Source organism: Amycolatopsis sp. M39 (assembly GCF_001651785.1).
Classification (GTDB): Bacteria; Actinomycetota; Actinomycetes; order Mycobacteriales; family Pseudonocardiaceae; genus Amycolatopsis; species Amycolatopsis rubida.
Genome location: NZ_LWSF01000026.1, coordinates 90179 through 107737, shown reverse-complemented (window position 1 = coordinate 107737; position 17559 = coordinate 90179). Strand labels below are relative to the sequence as shown.

Annotated in this window: 20 protein-coding genes; 9 read left to right on the top strand and 11 right to left on the bottom strand. The window is 69.8% G+C overall.

Annotated elements, in window-relative coordinates:
* Positions 1-144: 144 nt before the first annotated feature.
* Entirely contained in the window at positions 145-1314 is a 1170-nt protein-coding gene (locus tag A4R44_RS46655) for a GyrI-like domain-containing protein (protein WP_095213843.1), read from the bottom strand.
* Between the two features lie 16 nt (positions 1315-1330).
* Positions 1331-2062 (bottom strand): phosphotransferase family protein, encoded by a 732-nt coding sequence (locus tag A4R44_RS36895; protein WP_067591451.1) that lies wholly within the window; start codon positions 2060-2062, stop codon positions 1331-1333.
* A 280-nt stretch (positions 2063-2342) separates the two neighbouring features.
* On the opposite strand from A4R44_RS36895, the gene A4R44_RS36890 reads away from it, so the two are divergent.
* Both A4R44_RS36890 and A4R44_RS51225 read left to right on the top strand, forming a co-directional pair.
* A complete protein-coding gene (locus A4R44_RS36890) occupies positions 2343-4142 on the top strand; it encodes an AfsR/SARP family transcriptional regulator (RefSeq protein WP_232791941.1) in 1800 nt (599 codons plus the stop codon).
* On the top strand, positions 4049-5095 hold the full coding sequence (locus A4R44_RS51225; RefSeq protein WP_232791940.1) for a hypothetical protein: 1047 nt from the start codon (positions 4049-4051) through the stop codon (positions 5093-5095). Before A4R44_RS36890 ends, A4R44_RS51225 begins: the two co-directional genes overlap by 94 nt.
* Here the strand turns inward: A4R44_RS51225 and A4R44_RS36885 are convergent.
* Complete coding sequence (locus A4R44_RS36885) at positions 5092-5628, bottom strand: M15 family metallopeptidase (protein WP_198545575.1); 537 nt, start codon at positions 5626-5628, stop codon at positions 5092-5094. The two genes, A4R44_RS51225 and A4R44_RS36885, sit on opposite strands and share 4 nt — an antisense overlap.
* An 88-nt stretch (positions 5629-5716) precedes the next feature.
* On the opposite strand from A4R44_RS36885, the gene A4R44_RS36880 reads away from it, so the two are divergent.
* Together A4R44_RS36880 and A4R44_RS36875 are read left to right on the top strand one after the other, a co-directional pair.
* Entirely contained in the window at positions 5717-6391 is a 675-nt protein-coding gene (locus tag A4R44_RS36880) for a response regulator transcription factor (protein ID WP_067591448.1), read from the top strand.
* Positions 6388-7500, top strand: a complete 1113-nt coding sequence (locus A4R44_RS36875) for a HAMP domain-containing sensor histidine kinase (RefSeq protein ID WP_067591445.1) — start codon at positions 6388-6390, stop codon at positions 7498-7500. The genes A4R44_RS36880 and A4R44_RS36875 overlap by 4 nt, the downstream gene beginning before the upstream one ends.
* Here the strand turns inward: A4R44_RS36875 and A4R44_RS36870 are convergent.
* Genes A4R44_RS36870 through A4R44_RS36855 form a run of 4 tightly spaced genes read right to left on the bottom strand, consistent with a single transcriptional unit; the run spans position 7450 to position 11202 of the window.
* Positions 7450-8547 carry a glycosyltransferase gene (locus A4R44_RS36870; protein ID WP_067591443.1) on the bottom strand — a complete coding sequence of 366 codons (1098 nt, stop codon included), beginning with the start codon at positions 8545-8547 and terminating at the stop codon, positions 7450-7452. The two genes, A4R44_RS36875 and A4R44_RS36870, sit on opposite strands and share 51 nt — an antisense overlap.
* On the bottom strand, positions 8548-9156 hold the full coding sequence (gene vanX / locus A4R44_RS36865; protein WP_067591440.1) for a D-Ala-D-Ala dipeptidase VanX: 609 nt from the start codon (positions 9154-9156) through the stop codon (positions 8548-8550).
* Positions 9153-10190, bottom strand: coding sequence for a D-alanine--(R)-lactate ligase (gene vanA / locus A4R44_RS36860; protein WP_067591438.1), 1038 nt, complete (start codon positions 10188-10190; stop codon positions 9153-9155). The genes vanX and vanA overlap by 4 nt, the downstream gene beginning before the upstream one ends.
* Positions 10183-11202, bottom strand: coding sequence for a D-isomer specific 2-hydroxyacid dehydrogenase family protein (locus A4R44_RS36855; protein ID WP_067591435.1), 1020 nt, complete (start codon positions 11200-11202; stop codon positions 10183-10185). The genes vanA and A4R44_RS36855 overlap by 8 nt, the downstream gene beginning before the upstream one ends.
* Positions 11203-11322: 120 nt before the next feature.
* Here A4R44_RS36855 and A4R44_RS36850 point away from each other — a divergent pair, with 120 nt between their 5' ends.
* Together A4R44_RS36850 and A4R44_RS36845 are read left to right on the top strand one after the other, a co-directional pair.
* A complete protein-coding gene (locus A4R44_RS36850; RefSeq protein ID WP_067591432.1) occupies positions 11323-12219 on the top strand; it encodes a metal-dependent transcriptional regulator in 897 nt (298 codons plus the stop codon).
* Positions 12185-12541: a hypothetical protein gene (locus A4R44_RS36845; RefSeq protein ID WP_143132454.1), complete on the top strand. Its 357-nt coding sequence runs from the start codon at positions 12185-12187 to the stop codon at positions 12539-12541. The genes A4R44_RS36850 and A4R44_RS36845 overlap by 35 nt, the downstream gene beginning before the upstream one ends.
* A 341-nt stretch (positions 12542-12882) precedes the next feature.
* Here A4R44_RS36845 and A4R44_RS36840 read toward each other — a convergent pair whose 3' ends face one another.
* The 3 genes from A4R44_RS36840 to A4R44_RS36830 are packed head-to-tail and all read right to left on the bottom strand — an operon-like array spanning position 12883 to position 15295.
* On the bottom strand, positions 12883-13539 hold the full coding sequence (locus A4R44_RS36840; protein WP_067591427.1) for a response regulator transcription factor: 657 nt from the start codon (positions 13537-13539) through the stop codon (positions 12883-12885).
* Positions 13536-14690 carry a sensor histidine kinase gene (locus tag A4R44_RS36835; protein ID WP_067591425.1) on the bottom strand — a complete coding sequence of 385 codons (1155 nt, stop codon included), beginning with the start codon at positions 14688-14690 and terminating at the stop codon, positions 13536-13538. Before A4R44_RS36835 ends, A4R44_RS36840 begins: the two co-directional genes overlap by 4 nt.
* Positions 14687-15295 carry a DUF1453 family protein gene (locus A4R44_RS36830; protein ID WP_067591422.1) on the bottom strand — a complete coding sequence of 203 codons (609 nt, stop codon included), beginning with the start codon at positions 15293-15295 and terminating at the stop codon, positions 14687-14689. The genes A4R44_RS36835 and A4R44_RS36830 overlap by 4 nt, the downstream gene beginning before the upstream one ends.
* A 30-nt stretch (positions 15296-15325) precedes the next feature.
* On the opposite strand from A4R44_RS36830, the gene A4R44_RS36825 reads away from it, so the two are divergent.
* Positions 15326-16144, top strand: coding sequence for a VC0807 family protein (locus A4R44_RS36825; protein ID WP_232791939.1), 819 nt, complete (start codon positions 15326-15328; stop codon positions 16142-16144).
* On the opposite strand, the gene A4R44_RS36820 is transcribed toward A4R44_RS36825, so the two are convergent.
* Positions 16129-16575: a MarR family winged helix-turn-helix transcriptional regulator gene (locus A4R44_RS36820; RefSeq protein ID WP_067591419.1), complete on the bottom strand. Its 447-nt coding sequence runs from the start codon at positions 16573-16575 to the stop codon at positions 16129-16131. The two genes, A4R44_RS36825 and A4R44_RS36820, sit on opposite strands and share 16 nt — an antisense overlap.
* Positions 16576-16622: 47 nt before the next feature.
* On the opposite strand from A4R44_RS36820, the gene A4R44_RS36815 reads away from it, so the two are divergent.
* Together A4R44_RS36815 and A4R44_RS51220 are read left to right on the top strand one after the other, a co-directional pair.
* Complete coding sequence (locus A4R44_RS36815; RefSeq protein ID WP_067591417.1) at positions 16623-17078, top strand: nitroreductase/quinone reductase family protein; 456 nt, start codon at positions 16623-16625, stop codon at positions 17076-17078.
* Positions 17075-17559: FAD-dependent monooxygenase (locus A4R44_RS51220; protein ID WP_232791944.1), on the top strand; the 485-nt coding region annotated here is incomplete at its 3' end. The genes A4R44_RS36815 and A4R44_RS51220, both read left to right, overlap by 4 nt.

Here is a 17559-nt window from a genome sequence, read left to right as displayed (position 1 = left end):
TGAGCCTGGACGAAACCGGCGGCGTCTCGCACGCCGGGTTCGCGGATTGCGTCGACACCCGGGACGATCGGCTTTTCACCATCCCGGACGGGCACGCGACAGAACTCCCCACGCTCCTGTCCGTCCGGCACCAGACGCTGAAGCTCACGACTCCGCCAGAGCGGATCGTGTTCGAAGAGGCTTGACCGGCTGCCGCAGCACGGTCTTCAGCTTGTCGGGTGCCGTGCGGCGCGGGTCGCTCAGGTAGATCTCGTGATGGTCGCCGTTGAAGGTCAGGCCGTGCTCGGGCAGGTATTCCTGGTGGAGCCGGTGCAGTGTGGGCGTTTCGTCGTCGTACGAGCCGAGGTGCAGGATCTGGACGCTCGTGTCTTCGGTCAGTGTGCGTAGCCGAGCTCGGGCGAGCGCGGGGTTGTCCTTCTTCTTCGCGACGCTTTCGGCTGCTTCCCGGACCATCTCCTCGGTGACCCAGTCCGGCTGATTGATCATCATCGTCCAGTCCCACTTCGCTTTTTCCCGCGTCAGGAAGACTGTGGGGTCGTCCGCTCGCCACAGCCCTTCGAGCGGTCCGACGACGAAGTCCCGGCCGAGGGCTTTCTTGCTGGCGAACTTCACCGAGTATGCGATTCCGTACAGCGCTTCGACGGCGTTCGTGTACTCCGGCGCGGTGTTCGGGTCGCCGTGGCCGTCGACGGCGAGGTACTGAAGCGCGGGGACGTCCACGACGGTGAAGTCTTTCGACGGCGGCGCATACAGCGCGCGGTGGGCCTTCTTGACGTCGTACTTCTCCATCGCGGTCTCCTCGGTGAGGACGCTCTCGGTCCAGGTGAGATCGGCCGTGAGCATCGCTTCGCTGTAATCGAAGATCGCTGCCGCGGCGTCGGGCAGGGGCTCTTGGCGGGCGCGCGTCGCCCGGACTTCGGCGAGTTGTTCGCGTACCGCGGCGAGTCGCGCGGTCAGTCCGGAATGCACTTCTGCGTCCGGCAGGCCGGGGCTGTTGGCCATGGCGATGAGGACGCGCGCGTGGATCGGCGTGCGGGCAGCGAGCGCTTCGCGGGTGGCGTCCGCGCAGAGTTGGCCGCCGGACGGCGTGGCCTGGAAGGTCGCGCGCGACTTCCCGGAGCGGGGGCCGTCGGCGGCTTCGATCAGGCCGCGCTTGGCCAGCTTGTCGAGGACGTAATAGATCGAGGAGAAGCCGAGTGCGGTCCAGGCGCGGATGCCGCGTTCCTCGATCACCCGCTCCAGTTCGTAGCCGTGCCGGGGTTGCTCGACGAGCAGGCCGAGGACGGTCAGTTCGGCGTCGGTGAGGACGGGCACGCCAGCTATTCTAGTGCTAGAATAGCTGGGCCGCCAGGACCGCGATTTCCGGAGCCGGGTCGAAGCCGTGTCCGATCAGCCAATGGACCACCCGGAGGCTGCGCAGCGACCACCACGCGCGGAGCACGTCGAGGTCGACGTCCGTGCCGTAGCCGGCCATGACGTCGGCGAGGTGTTCTTGATGGGCGAGGGTCAGGGCGGCGAGGTCGAAGAGGGCGTCGCCTTGGGCGGCTTCGGACCAGTCGAGGATGCCGGTGACCTCGTCGCCCTCGACGAAGATGTGCGCGACCTGCAGATCGCCGTGGGTGAACACCGGGGTCCACGGGCGCAGCGCTGCTTTGGCGATCTGGTGGTTGCGGGTGACCAGGTCGGCGGGGAGGACGTCGTTCGCGATCAGCCACGCGCATTCGCGGTCGAGGTCCGCGGCGAGTTCGTCGGGGTTCAGGCCGGGCGACGGCGGCAGCGGCGCCTCGTGCAGCTTCCTGGCGGCGGCTCCCGCGGCGGCCCAGGCTGCCGATGACGCGGTCGACGGGGTGCCGGGGCGGCCCAGTTCGCGGCCGGGCAGCGCGGCGAGCGCGAGCACGGGCGGCTTCCGCCACCGGATCTCCGGCGTCGGGACCGGGGCCAGCGCCATCGCCGCGACCTCGGCGTCGGCGCGCGCCTGATCGGTGTCGACCTTCAGGAACACGTCGCCGACGCGCAGGGTCGCGCGTTCCTGGTGGGCGACGATGACTTCGACTTCCTCCACGGCCGCGATTGTCGCGAAGACGATCGCTCGCGTCGCCCGATTTTCCGGCGAACGGCGGCGAGTACCCCCAGCACCCGCCCCTGTCCAGAGGTTGTCCGCCCGGCCCCACCGCGTCGGCCCGGAGGCCGGCGACCAGGTCCCCACCTCGGGGGCCGGACGTGGTTTCCACCCTGCCCGGCGCCGTCCCCAAGCTGTCCCCGGTCTGTCCGTTCGCTCTCCGCGGTACCGGTGACCTGCGCGGGTATGCTCGGACCCCGGAGCGGAGGAGGGAAGTCGCGGAATGGATTTTCGCGTGCTCGGAGCGCTGGAAATCCAGGACGGAACCGACCGGGTGACGCTGCCCGGAGCGCGCCATCGCCGCGTGCTGGCCTGTTTGCTGCTGTCGCCCAACTCGGTCGTTCCGCTGCCGAAGCTGATCGAGGCGACGTGGGACGGCGAGCCGCCCGCGACGGCCACCAAGCAGATCCAGAACTGCGTCTCCGTGCTCCGCGAGCGGCTCGGCGACCCCAAGCAGAAGCTCATCGTCACCGACGGCTCGGGCTACCGGATTACGGTCGGCAATCGACAAGTCGACTGGCTTCGGTTTACCGACGCGGTTGCCGCCGCCGGTCAGTCGGCGGAGGGCGGAGCGCTGGCCGACGCGGTCGAGAAGATCCGGTCGGCGTTGCGGCTGTGGCGCGGCCCGGTGCTGGACGGGCTGGACGCCGCGGGGCTCGCCGGGCGCGCGGCGCGGCTGGAGGAGCAGCGGCTCAACGCGGTGGAGCTGTGCATCGACTGGCAGCTGAAGCTCGGGCAGCACCGCGAGGTGGTGGACGAGCTGAGGGCGATCGTCGAGGAACATCCGCTGCGGGAACGGCCGTACGCACAGCTGATGCTCGCGTTGGACCGCAGCGGTCGGCAGGCGGACGCGCTCGCGGTGTTCCAGCGGTTGCGGACGCAGCTCGCCGAGGAACTCGGGGTCGATCCCGGTGCGGAGGCGCGCCGGTTGCACGAGCAGATCCTGCGCGGGGAAACCGGAGAGCCGGTCGCCGCGGAGCCGCCCGAACGGCCTTCCGGTCAGCTCGATCGGGCGGCCGGGGAACTCGCGGCGGCGATCGTCCGGCAGTGGACCGCGGAGACCGAGATCCGTTCGCTGCACCGTCCGGAACCGGTGCCGCTGACCTGGACGAGCACCGAGCGTCCGGTGGCCGCGGCCGCGCCGGCGGTGCTCGGCCGGCCCGGCGGCCCGGACCGGCTGACCTTCAGCGGCGATCTCACCGACGTCGTCGCGAAGTTCCGGCAGGTCCCGGCGCGGCAGCTGGTCGTGCTCGGCGAACCGGGCGCGGGGAAGTCGGTGCTGGCCATCCTGCTCACGCTCGGGCTGCTGGCCGACCCGCCGCCGGGCGAACCGGTGCCGGTGCTGCTGCCGCTGTCGTCGTGGAATCCGCGCGAGGAACACCTGCACGGCTGGCTGGCCCGCCGCCTGGCCGAGGAGTATCCGGGCCTGGCCAACACCGGCGCGTACGGCAGGGGCGCGGCGCTGCGGCTGGTGCTCGAAGGCCGGGTCATCCCGGTGCTCGACGGTCTCGACGAGCTGGCTCCCGGGCTGCACACCGCCGCGATCGACGCGCTGGACCAGGCCGTTTCCGGAGGCCGTCCGCTCGTGGTGACCTGCCGCAGCACGGAATACGAATCCGCGGTGGCGCAGTCCGGGACCTTTCTGTCACGCGCGGCGGTGGTGGAGATCGAACCGGTCGAGACCGAGGACGCGATCGACTTCCTCACCGCCCGGCAGCGCTTCGGCGAAACCCGCTGGGATCCGGTCGTCCGGCAGCTGCGGCAGCATCCGGAAAGCCCGCTGGCGCAGGCACTTCGCACGCCGCTGATGGTCGATCTGGCCAGGACGGCGTACGCGCACCCCTCGACCGATCCCGGCGAACTCTGCGACACGACGCGGTTTCCGGCCGCGCGGCGATCGAGGGCCATCTGCTCGACGAGTACCTGCCCGTGGTCTACACCTCGCGCCCGGCCCCGCCCGCTCGGCTCGACCGCCCGGCCCGCCCGCGCGATTACCCGGCGGAGCAGGCGCAGCGCTGGCTGAGCTTCTTCGCCCGGCAACTGGAACGGGACCAGAGCCGCGACCTCGCGTGGTGGCAGCTGGACCGTGCGGTGCCGAGGCTGGTACTGGGGCTCTGCCTCGGGCTGCCGCCCGCGTTGCTGTTCGCGCTGACCGGCTGGATCGCCGCGGGACCGGTGATCGGGGCGATCTACGGGCTGTCGTTCGCGGTGGCAGGTTGTGTGACGCATACCGTCGGCAGCCGACCGGGGCCGTTGCGCGTGGAGGCGCGGTTTCGCGGGACCGCGGGCCGCTTCCTGCGCCGGTTCGCGGTCGGGGTGCTGATCGGGGTGTGCCTCGGGCTGGCGTGGTCGCTGTCGGCCGGGGTGATCGCCCTGCTCGCGGTCGTGTTCGGGCTGGCGATCGGCGTGCACGTCTGGCTGGACACGCCGCTGGAGGCGAGCCGGGTGTCGAGTCCGGCGAGCGTCCTGCGCAACGACCGCGCCGCGACGCTGTCGTTCACCTTGTCCTTCATCGTTTCGCTGGGCTTGTTCTACGGGATGGCGTTCGCCTTCACGAAGGAAACGCGGTTCCTCGGCGTCTTCCACGACCATTACGACCTGGCGCTGGCCCTCGCGGGCGGCCTGGCGTCGGCGTTGCTGGGCCGGTTTCTGGTGCGGAGCCCGGGAAGCCTCGCCTATGGCATCGCGGGTGTGATCATCGGCGGCCAGGTCTTCTCGCGGGCATCGAGCACGGCACAAGCGGTGGCGGCCGGGGTGGTGTTCGGGTTGGCCGTGGGGTTGAGCGTGTGGATCGCCCGGGCTTGGGGCGCGTACACGTTCAGCCGGTTGTGGCTGGCCTCACGGAAGCGGATCCCGTTGGATCTGATGGGTTTTCTCGACGACGCGCATCGCCGCGGCGTGCTGCGTCAGGTCGGCGAGGTGTACCAGTTCCGGCACGCGCGGTTGCAGGAACGGCTCGCGGCGGATCCGGATTAACGCTGTAATCCCGGGTCCTGCGAAGGGTCCGCGTACATCGGCGGGCAGCCATGGCCGATGGCTTCCGGGCGCAGTTCGTAGTGCCACGGTTCGTTGCGGTAAATCTGGCACAGTCCATACGCGGCACCGTGCTCCGACAGCCACGCCGTCGCTTCGGCGGGGCCGAGGTCGATCGCGTTCCCCAGGACGTGCGCGGACCGGTCGGCGGTGGCTACCCAGCGAGCGGCTTCCTGCTCCGAGCCGTACTTGGCGATCGCCTGGTGCCGAAGCTGATTCTGATACGCCGGGGAACGCCAGCCGCTGTTGACGCGGAACTCGACGCCGTCGTTCGCGGCGTCCTTCGCCGCCCGGCGCAGCGCGTCCAGGAACACCGGGGCGAGATTGGCCACCGCCGGAATCTCGGCGAACACCGTCGTGCCGTACGGGACGGCTCCGTCGGCCTCGCTCAGTGCGCCACGACGGCGAAGCACCCGGCGGACGGTTCGCCGGAAGCCGGCGAGCGCCGGGCGTCGTGCTGATTCGCTGCGGGTCATGGCGTTCAGCCAAGGCGAACCGGTGTTGCCGGCACGTACGCGGTTTCGGATATGCCAGCGATACGCACCCGCTCGTAGCATCGAGTCCATGCGTGTGCTGATCGTCGAGGACGAGCCCTACCTGGCCGAGGCCATCCGGGACGGGCTGCGCCTGGAAGCGATCGCCGCCGACCTCGCCGGGGACGGGGACACCGCGCTGGAAATGCTGAGCGTCAACGCCTACGACCTGGCCGTGCTCGACCGGGACATCCCCGGACCGTCGGGCGACGAGATCGCGAAACGCGTCGTCGCCTCCGGCAGCGGCATGCCGATCCTGATGCTCACCGCCGCCGACCGGCTCGACGACAAGGTCTCCGGCTTCGAACTCGGCGCCGACGACTACCTCACCAAACCGTTCGAAATGCGGGAACTCGTGCTCCGGCTGCGCGCGCTCGACCGCAGGCGCGCGCACAACCGGCCGCCGGTGCGCGAGATCGCGGGGCTGAAACTGGACCCGTTCCGCCGCGAGGTCTACCGGGACGGCCGGTATGTCGCGCTGACCCGGAAACAATTCGCCGTCCTGGAGGTGCTCGTCGCGGCCGAGGGCGGGGTGGTCAGCGCCGAGGACCTTCTCGAACGGGCCTGGGACGAGAACGCGGACCCGTTCACCAACGCCGTGCGCATCACGGTTTCGGCGCTGCGCAAACGGCTCGGCGAACCGTGGCTGGTCGCGACCGTCCCCGGGGTCGGCTACCGGATCGACGACGGGCCGGACCGCGGATGATCCGCGAGCCCGGGATGAGCGTCCGGCTCAAACTGACCCTCAGCTACGCCGGATTCCTCATGCTGGCCGGGACGCTGCTGCTCGGCGCGGTGGGCTTCTTCCTGCTGGACTACCAGGACCGGGCGCTGGAGGTCATGCCGGTGGTGATGGCCCCGTCCGGCCGCGACCTGATCAAGGACTTCGCGCCGGACGCGGCCATCGTGATGCTGCTCCTGCTGATGTTCGGCCTGCTGGGCGGCTGGATTCTCGCCGGGCGCATGCTCGCCCCGCTGAACCGGATCACCGCCGCGACCCGGCAGGCCGCGACCGGTTCGCTCGCCCACCGGATCGAACTGGAAGGCCGCGACGACGAGTTCCGCGAACTCGCCGACAGCTTCGACGCCATGCTCGCCCGCCTCGACGCGCACGTCGCCGAACAGCGGAGATTCGCCGCCAACGCCTCCCACGAGCTGCGCACCCCGCTGGCGATCACGCAGAGCCTCCTCGAAGTCGCCCGCGATGACCCGGAGCGCGATATCGGCGAGCTGCACGAACGCCTGCGCGTCGTGAACGCGCGAGCGATCGAACTCACCGAAGCCTTGCTGCTGCTCAGCCGCGCGGATCAGCGTTCGTTCACCCGGGAGCCGGTCGACCTGTCGCTTCTGGCGGAAGAAGCCGCTGAGACGTTGCTCCCGCTTGCCGAGAAACACGGAGTGGCCATTGAGACCTCCGGTGATGTCACTGCCGTGAACGGGTCTCGGGCGCTTCTGCTGCAGTTGACGACGAATCTGCTGCACAACGCCATCGTCCACAATCTGCCGGAAGGCGGGACCGTGCAGCTCCGCACCACTGCCTCCGCGACGTCGAGCACGCTCGCGGTGGAAAACACCGGGGAGGAAGTCAGCCCGGAGCGGATCTGGACGTTCACCGAGCCGTTCCAGCGCGGCACCGAGCGGATCCGCCGCGATCACGTCGGGGTCGGGCTGGGGCTGGCGATCGTGAAGAGCATCGCGCAGGCGCATGACGGGACGCTCTCTCTCGCGCCGGGCGCCGCGGGCGGGCTGCGGGTGACGGTGCGGCTACCTGGCGGGTCGATGTCGTTGGGCGATCGCCAGGACGTGTCGCGCTAGGACGATGCCTGCGTCGGGTGCTCCGGTCGCGGAGGCGCGGGCGGACATCGCCGCGAGGCGCGCCGGGTCGGTGAGGATCGGGAGGAGAGCGGATTCGATCCAGGCTGGGGTGAGGTCGGCGTCGTCGACGAGCAGCGCGCCGCCTGCCGAGACGACTGGCCCTGCGTTCAGTCGTTGCTCGCCGCCGCGGTCGGGCAGCGGGACGAATGCGGCGGGGAGCCCGACCGCGGCCAGCTCGGCGCAGGTCATCGCGCCGGAACGGCAGATCGCGAAGTCGGCGGCGGCGTAGGCGTACTGCATTTCGTCGACAAACGGCAGGACGACATACGACGGATCGTCCGCTTCGACGGTGTGCTGCGGGCCGGTGATGTGCAGGACTCGCACCCCGGCCGCCCGTAGTGCGGCGGCTGCGCCGGCGGCGGCGGCGTTGATCGTCGTGGCGCCTTGCGATCCGCCGGTGACCAGCAGGACCGGACCGTCGGGGTCGAGGCCGAACCGGCGGCGAGCCGCTTCCCGGGTCGCGAGCCGGTCGAGTCCGGTGATCGCTGGACGCAGCGGGATTCCGACCGCGGTGCCGTTTTTCAGCCGGACGTCCGGGGAGGCGGTGTACACGTGGGGCGTCATCCAGGCGGCCATTCGGTTGGCCGCTCCCGGGCGGATGTTCGCTTCGTGGATGACGATCGGCAGCCGACGCTGGCGGGCGGCGAGGCAGGCCGGGGCGGCGACGTAGCCGCCGAAGCCCACCACGACGCCGGCTTGGACCTGGTCGAGGACCGCCCCGGCGGTCCGGATCGAATCGCGCAGGCGGGCGGGTGTGCGCAGGAGGGCCCAGGTGGCCTTGCGCGGCAGCGGGACCGGCGGGATGAGTTCCAGCGGGTACCCCCGAGCGGGGATCAGCGTCGTGTCCAGACCGCGGACAGTGCCGAGCGCGGTGATCTCCGCTGCGGGCGCCAATCGCCGCAGTGCGTCGGCGAAGTTCATCGCGGGTTCGATGTGCCCGGCCGAATGGCCTCCGGCGACGACCACGCGTGGTGCTCTGGTGTCCATCTAGGCGACGAGGAAATCGAAGTACGTGTCCGGATAGGGCTCGTCCTTCAGCGTGTAGTGCCACCACTCGGATTCGTAGGCGGCGAAACCGCAGTCCTCCATGATGGAACGGAGATGCTGCCGGTTCGCCGCCTCGGCCGCGGTGAGGCCTCGTGCGCCGTGGTGCGAGACCGCGTCCATCAGGTCGAAGCCGCCGCCCATGGGGACGAGTTCGCCGGTGTCAAGGCGATACAGCGTCAGATCCGCTGTGCTGCCTCGGGTGTGGCCGGATTTGGTTGCCACGTAACCGTTTTCGAACATCTCCGCACGGTTGAGGTTCGGATAGTGCTGGCGCTTTTTCCGGCCGTCCTCCGGCTGTTTCGCCCAGCGCAGGAAACAGTCCACGGCGCGCTGCGGCCGGTAACCGTCCCAGATCAGCAGGCCGAAGCCCAGCGTCGCGGCTTTGTCCTGCGCGCTGTGCAGTGCGCCGCACAAGGCGTGGGTGCCGACGATCCGGTTCGCCAGGTAGCCCTCGACCGGTTTGCCGGTGAAGTTGTCCCAGGTGGCGTACTTGGCGTCCCAGCGAATCCCGGGCGCGATCTCGTCGAGGAAGGCGAAACCGGGCTTCATCGGGGCGTCCCGGCCAGCGCGAGCGACACCATCCGGTCGAGCATTCCGGAGAACGAGAGCCCGGCCGCCGCCATCATCCTCGGGTACCGGCTGTAGGAGGTCAGCCCGGGGAAGGTGTTGACCTCGTTGAGCATGACGGTGCCGTCTTCGAGCAGGAACAGGTCGACGCGGGCGAGTCCCTTGCAGCCCAGCGCGCGGTAGACGGTCTGCGCGCTCGCCTGGACGCGGGCGCGCGACTCCGCCGGGATGTCCGCGGGGACGAGGATGGTCGAGTTCTCGGAGCCGCTTTCCGGGTTGTCCTCCTGGTGGATCTTGAAGAACCCGTGCGACAGCCGGATCTGGTCCGGTTCGCCGACGATCAGGTCCGCGCCGTTGCCCAGGACCGCGCACCCGACCTCGCTGCCTTCGACCGCTTCCTCGATCAGCAGCTTGGAGTCGAACTGCGCCGCCTCCGCGATCGCGCCCGGCAGGTCTTCCTCGCGCGAGACCTTGGTGACGCCGAACGACGAACCGGACCGGGCCGGTTTCACGAAGACGGGATAGGCGAACTTGCTCGCGTCGACGTCCTCGTCCGCGGTGCCGGCCCAGAAATTCGGCGTCGCGATGCCCGCGCTGCCGACGACCAGGTACGCGAGGGATTTGTCCATGCACAGCGCGGAACTCTGCACGTCACAGCCCGCGTACGGGATGCCGGACAGTTCGAGGAAACCCTGCATCGCGCCGTCCTCGCCGAGTTTGCCGTGCAGCACCGGCAGCACCACGTCCAGCCGGACCGGTTCGTACTTGCCCTGCTCCTCGACGAGCAGCCCGTGGACGCCCCGGTCCGGCGACAGCATCGCCGGACGACCGCTGTCCTCCCACGCTTCGCCGGGGCCTGCGCACAGCTTCCACGCACCGTCCTTGGCGATCCCGACCCAGTACGGTTCGTATTTCTCCGGGTCGAGGTTCTTCGCGACCTCTCGCGCGGATTTGACCGAGACGGGATGTTCCTCGGAGATTCCGCCGAAGACGACGCCGACCTTGAGCTTAGGCATGGTTTGTCCAGCTTTCGAAATTCAGGCAGTTGAGGAGACTGTTTTCCACCGCGTCGCGCAAGGCGTGGTCGGTGTGGTACGCGGTGTGCGGGCTGATCAGGACGTTCGGCAGAGTTTGCAGTCGCGCCAGATTGGTGTTTTCCATGGGTTCGCGGCGGCAGTCGGCATAGAACATCCCTTCCTCCCCTTCGAGGACGTCCAATGCCGCGCCGCCCAGCCTGCCGCTTTCCAGCGCGGACAGGAGGGCTTCGGTGTCGATCAATCCGCCGCGGCCGGTGTTGACGACGATCGCGCCGGGTTTCATCCGCTCGATCCGGCGCTGGTCCATGAGGTGGCGGGTTTCCGGGGTGAGCGGGGTGTGCAGGGTGACGATGTCGCTCTGCCGCAGCAAATCGTCGAGGGGAACGTAATCGGCCGACGTCCGGGGACGCAGGTCGTAAGCCAGCTTCTGTCCGCCGAAACCCCAGAGCCGGTCGATGACCGCCGCGCCGATCCGTCCGGTTCCGATGACGCCTACAGTGAGGTCGCGCAGTTCTTTTCCGGGCGTATGGCTCAATCGGTAATCGCGGGCGTCCGTCCGGCGGATAAGGGACTTCGCGTCGCGGATCGCCATCAGCATCAACATGATCGTGTAATCGGCGACGCTGTCGGGCGAATACGCGACGTTTTCCACCGAGATCCCGATTTTCTCGGCGTACCCGACGTCGAGATGATTGCAGCCGATGCTCCGCGTGGAGAGATACTTGACACCGATCTCGCTGAGCGCGCGCAAGGTGCCATTGGTGATGCGGGTTTTGTGGCTGACACTGACGCACCGCTTCCCGGCGGCGAGTTCGACCGTGGCTTCGGACAACGGCGCCTCGGTGACAGTCGGTGCCACCCCCAACCGAGACACCGCCTCCCGCACCAGGGCGGCTTCGTCGGGCCCGCAGCCGTAGATCGTGATCCCGGCCGCCGGAACCAGCGATCGAACCCGAAGGCCCGCGGCGCGTGCCGGTTCGCGGTAGGTCATGGGTGCCAGTCAAGGCAGGCCGATGTTGCCAGCACGTATGCGGTTTCCGATACACGGACGATATGCGGCTCCGCGGATCGCCTTGACCTCAACCCGAGTTGAGTTGCCAGGCTGGTTCTCGTGACCGCGCGGGGCCTGATCAACACCACCGAGATGTACCTCAAGGCGGCGTACGAACTGGAGGAGGACGGCGTGGTCCCGCGGCGGGCGCGGATCGCGGACCGGCTGGGGCAAGCCGCTCCCACGGTGAGCCAGACGGTCGCGCGGCTGGAGCGGGACGGATTGCTCGAGGTCGACGAGGACCGGCGGGTCGTGCTGTCCCCGGAGGGCCGGCGGATCGCGGTGCGGGTGATGGGCAAGCACCGGCTCGCGGAGGTGCTGCTGCACCAGGTGATCGGCTTGGATTGGGAGCGGGTGCACGTCGAGGCCTGCCGGTGGGAGCACGTGATGTCGGAGACCGTGGCCCGGCGGGTCTTCGAGGTGTGCGGGGGTCCGCGGCGTTCTCCCTACGGGGCACCGGTCCCTGGCCTTCCCGAGCTCGGGATCGACGTCGCTCCGCTGCCGGTTCCGCGGGGAACGCGAGCGCTGGCTGAGGCGGTGCGGGCCGGGCAGCGCTCTGCCCGGTTGTCTCGGGTCAGCGAGCGGATCCAGGACGACGTCGGGTTTCTCCGCGCGTTGCGGCTCGCCGGGGTGGTGCCGGGGGCGGAGGTACGACTGGCCGCGGCGGCGGACGGGCGGGTGTGCGTGGAGACCTCGGCGGGGGCGGTCGTGCTGGATACGCGGCAGGCCGGGATGGTGGCGGTGTGCTCGGCTGGGGTCTCCGGCCGGGGAAATGCGGTGGAGCTCGCGGACGCCGGCGTGGTCGGACGGGCGGGTGGGCGAGTGGGACCGGAAGAACGCGGCGCGCCGGGCGACGGTCTTGGCTCTGCCGACCGTCCAGACCTGGCATCATGCGCGAATCGTGCCGCCGCAGCGGGGGAACGTGCGGATTCCGGAGTCGATGGGGCCGCTCGGTGAGTTGATGGCGGTGTGGTCAGCCCCTGCGGACCGAGCGGTGAAGCTTCCCGAAGTGCGCGCAGCACGTCCGGTGCGGGTGACCGTGCACGTACCGGAGATGGCGGTCGCCGCGCTGATTCCCGATCTTCGGCTGGCGCGTCCGACGGTGCAACCACTGCCGGAGGGTCGCGTGCTGCTGGTCGACGGGCGGTCCGAAGGGCCAGACCGCAATGCGATGGTCTACGACTCTGACGGCGAAGCAGCGGCCGAGCAGACTTTCGGCGACGGTATCGACCACGTGCAGGCCACCCGGCGGCGAGGTCTGGGTCGGCTACTTCGATGAAGGCGTCCTCGGCTCGCTCGTCGCCGCGCCTCCCGCCGGCCGGAGCGGGCTGGTCCGGTTCTCGGCCGAATGGCGTACCCCNGCGTACCCCGACTCCGCTCGCGCGGTGTGGGGCCACATCTTGGGCTGCTACGCCCTCACCGTCGACGGCGACACCGCATGGACGTGCTTCTGCACAGACTGGCCCGTCGTCCGCGTCCACGACGGCCTACCGGGATCGGCTGGTTGCCGGAGTGCTGGAGGACGACCGGTTCCAGGTCACCGGCGAATACCGGCTCGGACGACTGGTACCGGCTCAGTCTCGAAGACCTGCCCGGGTAAGAACCCTTGCCGTGCCTCGGTTACTGCTGACGCCGGCCGTTCTGATAGTTGAGCGCGTAGCGGACCGCGTCGGCGCGCGAGTGGAAACCGGCTTTGGCGAAGAGGTTGTTGATGTGGGTTTTCACGGTGGCCTCGCTGATGACCAATGCGGCCGCGATTTCCGGATTGCGCAGGCCGTCGCCGATCAGGCCGAGGATTTCCCGTTCGCGCGCGGTCAGCGCGAGATCCGGTTCCGCGGGCGGGGCCGGTTTGGCCGCCAGTGCGAGCAACCGCCGCTGCACCTCGGGCGAGAGCACGGTCTGGCCCTGCGCCGCGGTGCGCACGGCGTGCAGGATCGTGGTGCGGTCCGCCTCTTTGGTCAGGTAGCCGCTCGCGCCCGCCTGCAGCGCGGCCAGGATCGATTCGTCGTCGTCGAACGTGGTGAGCACGAGAACCGTGGTGTCCGGCAGGGTTTCGCGGATCTTGCCGGTCGCGCCGACCCCGTCCAGGACCGGCATGTTGAGGTCCATCAGCACTACGTCCGGGCGGTGTTCCCGCGCCGCCTCGACCGCTTCCGCGCCGTTGGTCGCGGTCGCGACGACGTTGACGTCCTCGGCGAGGTCGAGCATGACCGCGAGCGCTTCGCGGACAGTCGCCTGGTCGTCGACGACAACGAGGCTGATCGGGCGGTCGGTCATCGAGGCAGCTCCAGTTCCACGGTCCAGCCGTCGCCGGCCGGACCTGCTCGCAGGGTGCCGCCGAGCAGGGCGGCCCGTTCGCGCATCCCGACGAGCCCGACCCCGGAACCGCCGGCCAGTTCGGCGCGGCGGGGTTCGGTAGCGGGCCCGTTGTGCACGGTCAGCCTGACATGATCGGCAGCGAAGGCCAGCCGGAGGCTGCGAGTCGCGCCCGGCGCGTACTTGGCCGCGTTGGTCATCGCCTCCTGCGCCGCCCGGACCATCGTGTGCGTGGTCTCCGGGCCGACCGCGCCGGCTTCGCCCTCGATCGCGAACCCGGCCGACGCGTGTTCGGCGAGTTGGCACAACGTCTCAGACAGCGGCAAGGTGTCTTCGCGCAGCGCGTGCACTGCGCGGCGGGTCTCGCTGATCGAGTCGACGGCGATGGCGCGTGCCTTGCGGACCGCGGCGGCTGCCTCCTCGTCGCGGCCGCTGTCGCGCAGTGCGTCGGCCATGTCCAATTGCAGGGCGATCCCGGAGAGCGAATGACCGAGGACGTCGTGAATCTCGCGCGCGATACGGCCGCGTTCGACAAGCGCTGCCTCACGGGCTTCGGACTCGCGGGCGCGCTGCGCCGATTCGGCGGCGAGCTGCGCGTTGCGGATCGCGTCGAGACGGTCGTGGTGCGAGATGCCGACCGCGACCGGAAGACTCACGGTCAGGGGCACCCACACCGGCCACACCGGGAAGCCCGGTGACAGCTCTCCGACCGTCCAGGTCGCGGCAACCGCGACGACCGCTCCGGCGACCGCGATGGTCACCGCGGCCCGGCGGGACGCGAGCTTGACCCCCGAGGCGGACGCGGCGACGAACGGGAACATCGCCGCGAACGTTCCGTGCGTGAGCGGCAGGAGCAGCGCGCCGAACAGCATGTACGCGCCCATCGCGGTGACCTGCCGCTTCTCGGACAGCCGGGTCCAGGGCAGCAGCGAGACGATCCCGGCGACCGAGCACAGCACGAACAGCGGCAAGGCCAATGGCCGGTACGCGATGGTCGCGTCCGGCCATTGAACCGCGGTGCAGGCGATCGCGGTGAGGACGAGGACGGGCTGGATCAACTCGTCCCGGCGCTGCCCGAGAAGGGACGGCGACCGCTGGTCCGGCGTGCTCATGGGACCAGGTTCCTCCTCGTCTGGCCGGCGTCGTGCGCGGACTGAGTGTTCCACTCGGCGGGGCGGCCGGTGAGGTTGCGCTGGATGGTGTCCAGCATCGGCGAGGTCTTCCCCGGCGCGCCGTCGCTGCCCTGGGTCCACATGACCTGGTGCCCGGCGCGCAGTGCGCGGTAGAGCACGACCAGCCCCTCGGCGAGGATGCCGACGCCGATGGTGAGCAGCATGCTGTTGGAGACGCCGCCCGCGTCCTGCGGGTCGAAGGCGTCGAGCGCGAGGTTCACGCCGATCTTGACCACGATGTTCGCCACCCACAGCCCGACTGTGACCGGGGTGTAGCGGACGAAGGCGGTGCCGTCGCGCCGGGAAATCCGGACGCTGACCCCGCGCAGGACGCCGAGGACGACGCTGATCGCCGCGGTCCCGACGAGGAAGACCAGCGAGGCCGCGGTTTTCACGTCGCCGGAGACTGTGCTGAGGCCGACGACGGACAGGATCGCGGGCAGGATGAGCATCTGCTTGGCCTGCGCGGGTTCGCCGATCAGCCGCCGCACCATCAGGTAGCCGACCGCCGCCACGATCAGGACGATCTCCACGGGTCCGCTCATGGGTTGTTCCTGCCTTTCGATTTCGTTCCGATGCCGAGAAAACTACGGCGGAATGGCGGCGAAGTCGTGCGGTGCGCGGCGTATCCGCGGGTGGAGAAATCCCTCCACCCGACCCTGGATTTCTCCACCCGCGGATACGCCTGCGGCGGCAAGACGACCGGCGGCGGCGACCGTAGCGTTTTCCGGGTGAATCCCAGCAGCCAAGCCAAACTCGGGGAGTACGGCATGACCTCGCACGCTCGCACGATGATCACCGCTCTGTTCCTGGACGTCGGCCTGCCCGTCGTCGCCTACTACGCGGCCAACCTGCTCGGCGCGAGTGCCTACGTGTCACTGCTGATCGGCACCGTCGTCGCGGGAGTGCGGACGATCTGGGTCGCGGTGGCACAGCGGCGGCTCGACCTCTTCTCGTCGTTCCTCGTGCTGCTTTTCGGCCTGGGCCTGGCGTTGAGCTTTGTCACCGGCGACCCGCGCCTGCTGTTGGCGAAGGAATCGGTGACCACCTTCTGCGCCGGCGTGGCTCTGGCCGGCAGCTGCGTGCTCAACCGTCCGCTCGCGTACTACGCGGCACGGCGCTTCGCTCGTTCGGCCGGCGGCGATCAGCAGCGCGAATTCGAGGCCACCGCGGGCGGCGCGGCGTTGCGGCGGCGTTGGTATCAGGTCTCGCTGGTGTGGGGCGTCGGGTTGATCGCCGACTCTGTGCTTCGCATCGTGGGCGTGTACACGCTGCCGTTCGACACGGCGGCCGCTTGTTCGCAGGCGTTGCTGGTCGTCGCGTTCGCGGGGCTCATTGGGTGGACGCTGCTGACCCGGCGGCGGGGTGAGCAGGCGGTTCAGCGTCGGTCGTAGGCGCGCATCGCCGCCGCGACCTCGTCCAGGAAGGACAGGACGACCGGGACGTGTTCGGGCTTGAGCCGATCGGTGATGGCTTCCATCTCGGCGAGCAGCGGGCCCAGCGCGGCCCGGATGTCCTCGCGGGCGTGGTCGGTGGCCTCGAGGTGGACGCGCCGCCGGTCGGCCGGGTCGGCGTGGCGGGCCAGGTGCCCGGCGGCGGCGAGCCGGTCGGCCAGCACGGTCGCGGACGCCGAGGTGATGCCGAGCCGATGGCCCAGCTCGCCCGGACCGATCGGCTCCGGACTGGAAACCACGTGGTCGAGGGCTTGCACGTCGGTGACCCGCAGCGACAGTTTCCGGGCCAGCACCGCCTGCATGCCCCGGCCGGCTTGCAGGAGCCGCCGCACTGCCAGGGAGACCTCCCGCGCCGCTTGCTTGTCCGCCACGCCGGCATAGTAGCTAGAACTTCTAGCGACGAGGTACAGTGTCCGGTATGGCTAGAAAATCTAGCGAATTTGCCCAGGTCAATGCCGAGATGGTGCGCAAGCTGCTCGCCACCGAGCCGGATCCGGTCCCGGAAGGCGGCTACGGGCTTCGGGTGCTCGAAACGACCGGACGCCGCAGCGGCCGGATCCGGCAAACGCCGATCGGGGTTCTTCTGCTCGACGGCACCCGCTACCTGGTTTCGCCGGACGCGAACCGCGACTGGGTAGGCAATCTCGTCGCGACTCCGAACTGCCGTCTTCGGGCTGGTGGGGCCGACGAAAGCGGTTGCGCACAGCCGGTGGGCGGCGCCGAGGCGGTGTCGGTGATCTCGGCTTACTTGAACGCAGTGCGGGCTCCGTGGGCGATCGCCGCGTTTCCCGTCGGTCCCGCCGCGTCGGCAGCCGAGATCGCCGCGCAGCTGGGTTCGCTCGCCGTGTTCCGTCTCGAACCAGGGGCGGAATGACAACCGGGTCGCCGGTGGTCGTCGCGGGCGGCGGACCCGGCGGGATGGTGCTCGCCTACCTGCTCGGCCGCGCCGGAATCCCGGTCACCCTGCTGGAAGCGCACCAGGACTTCGACCGCGACTTCCGCGGCGATTCCCTGCACCCCTACACCCTCGAACTGCTCGACCGCCTCGGCTTGGCCGACCGGCTGCTCGCGCTGCCGCACCACAAAGCGCGCTTCTTCCGCTTCCACACCCCGGCCGGGTCGATCACCACCGCCGACTACGGCAAGCTCTCCTCGCCGTACAACTACGTCGCCCTGATGCCGCAGGCGCGCTTCCTCGACTTCCTCGCCGCCGAAACCGCCGCACTCCCGAGCGCGAGCGTGCGCACCGGAGCCAAAGTCGTCGACCTGAACCGCGACGACGGCGGCCGAATCACCGGCGTCCGCTACCGCGACGACACCGGAACCCGCGACCAGCCCGCCGCGCTCGTGGTCGG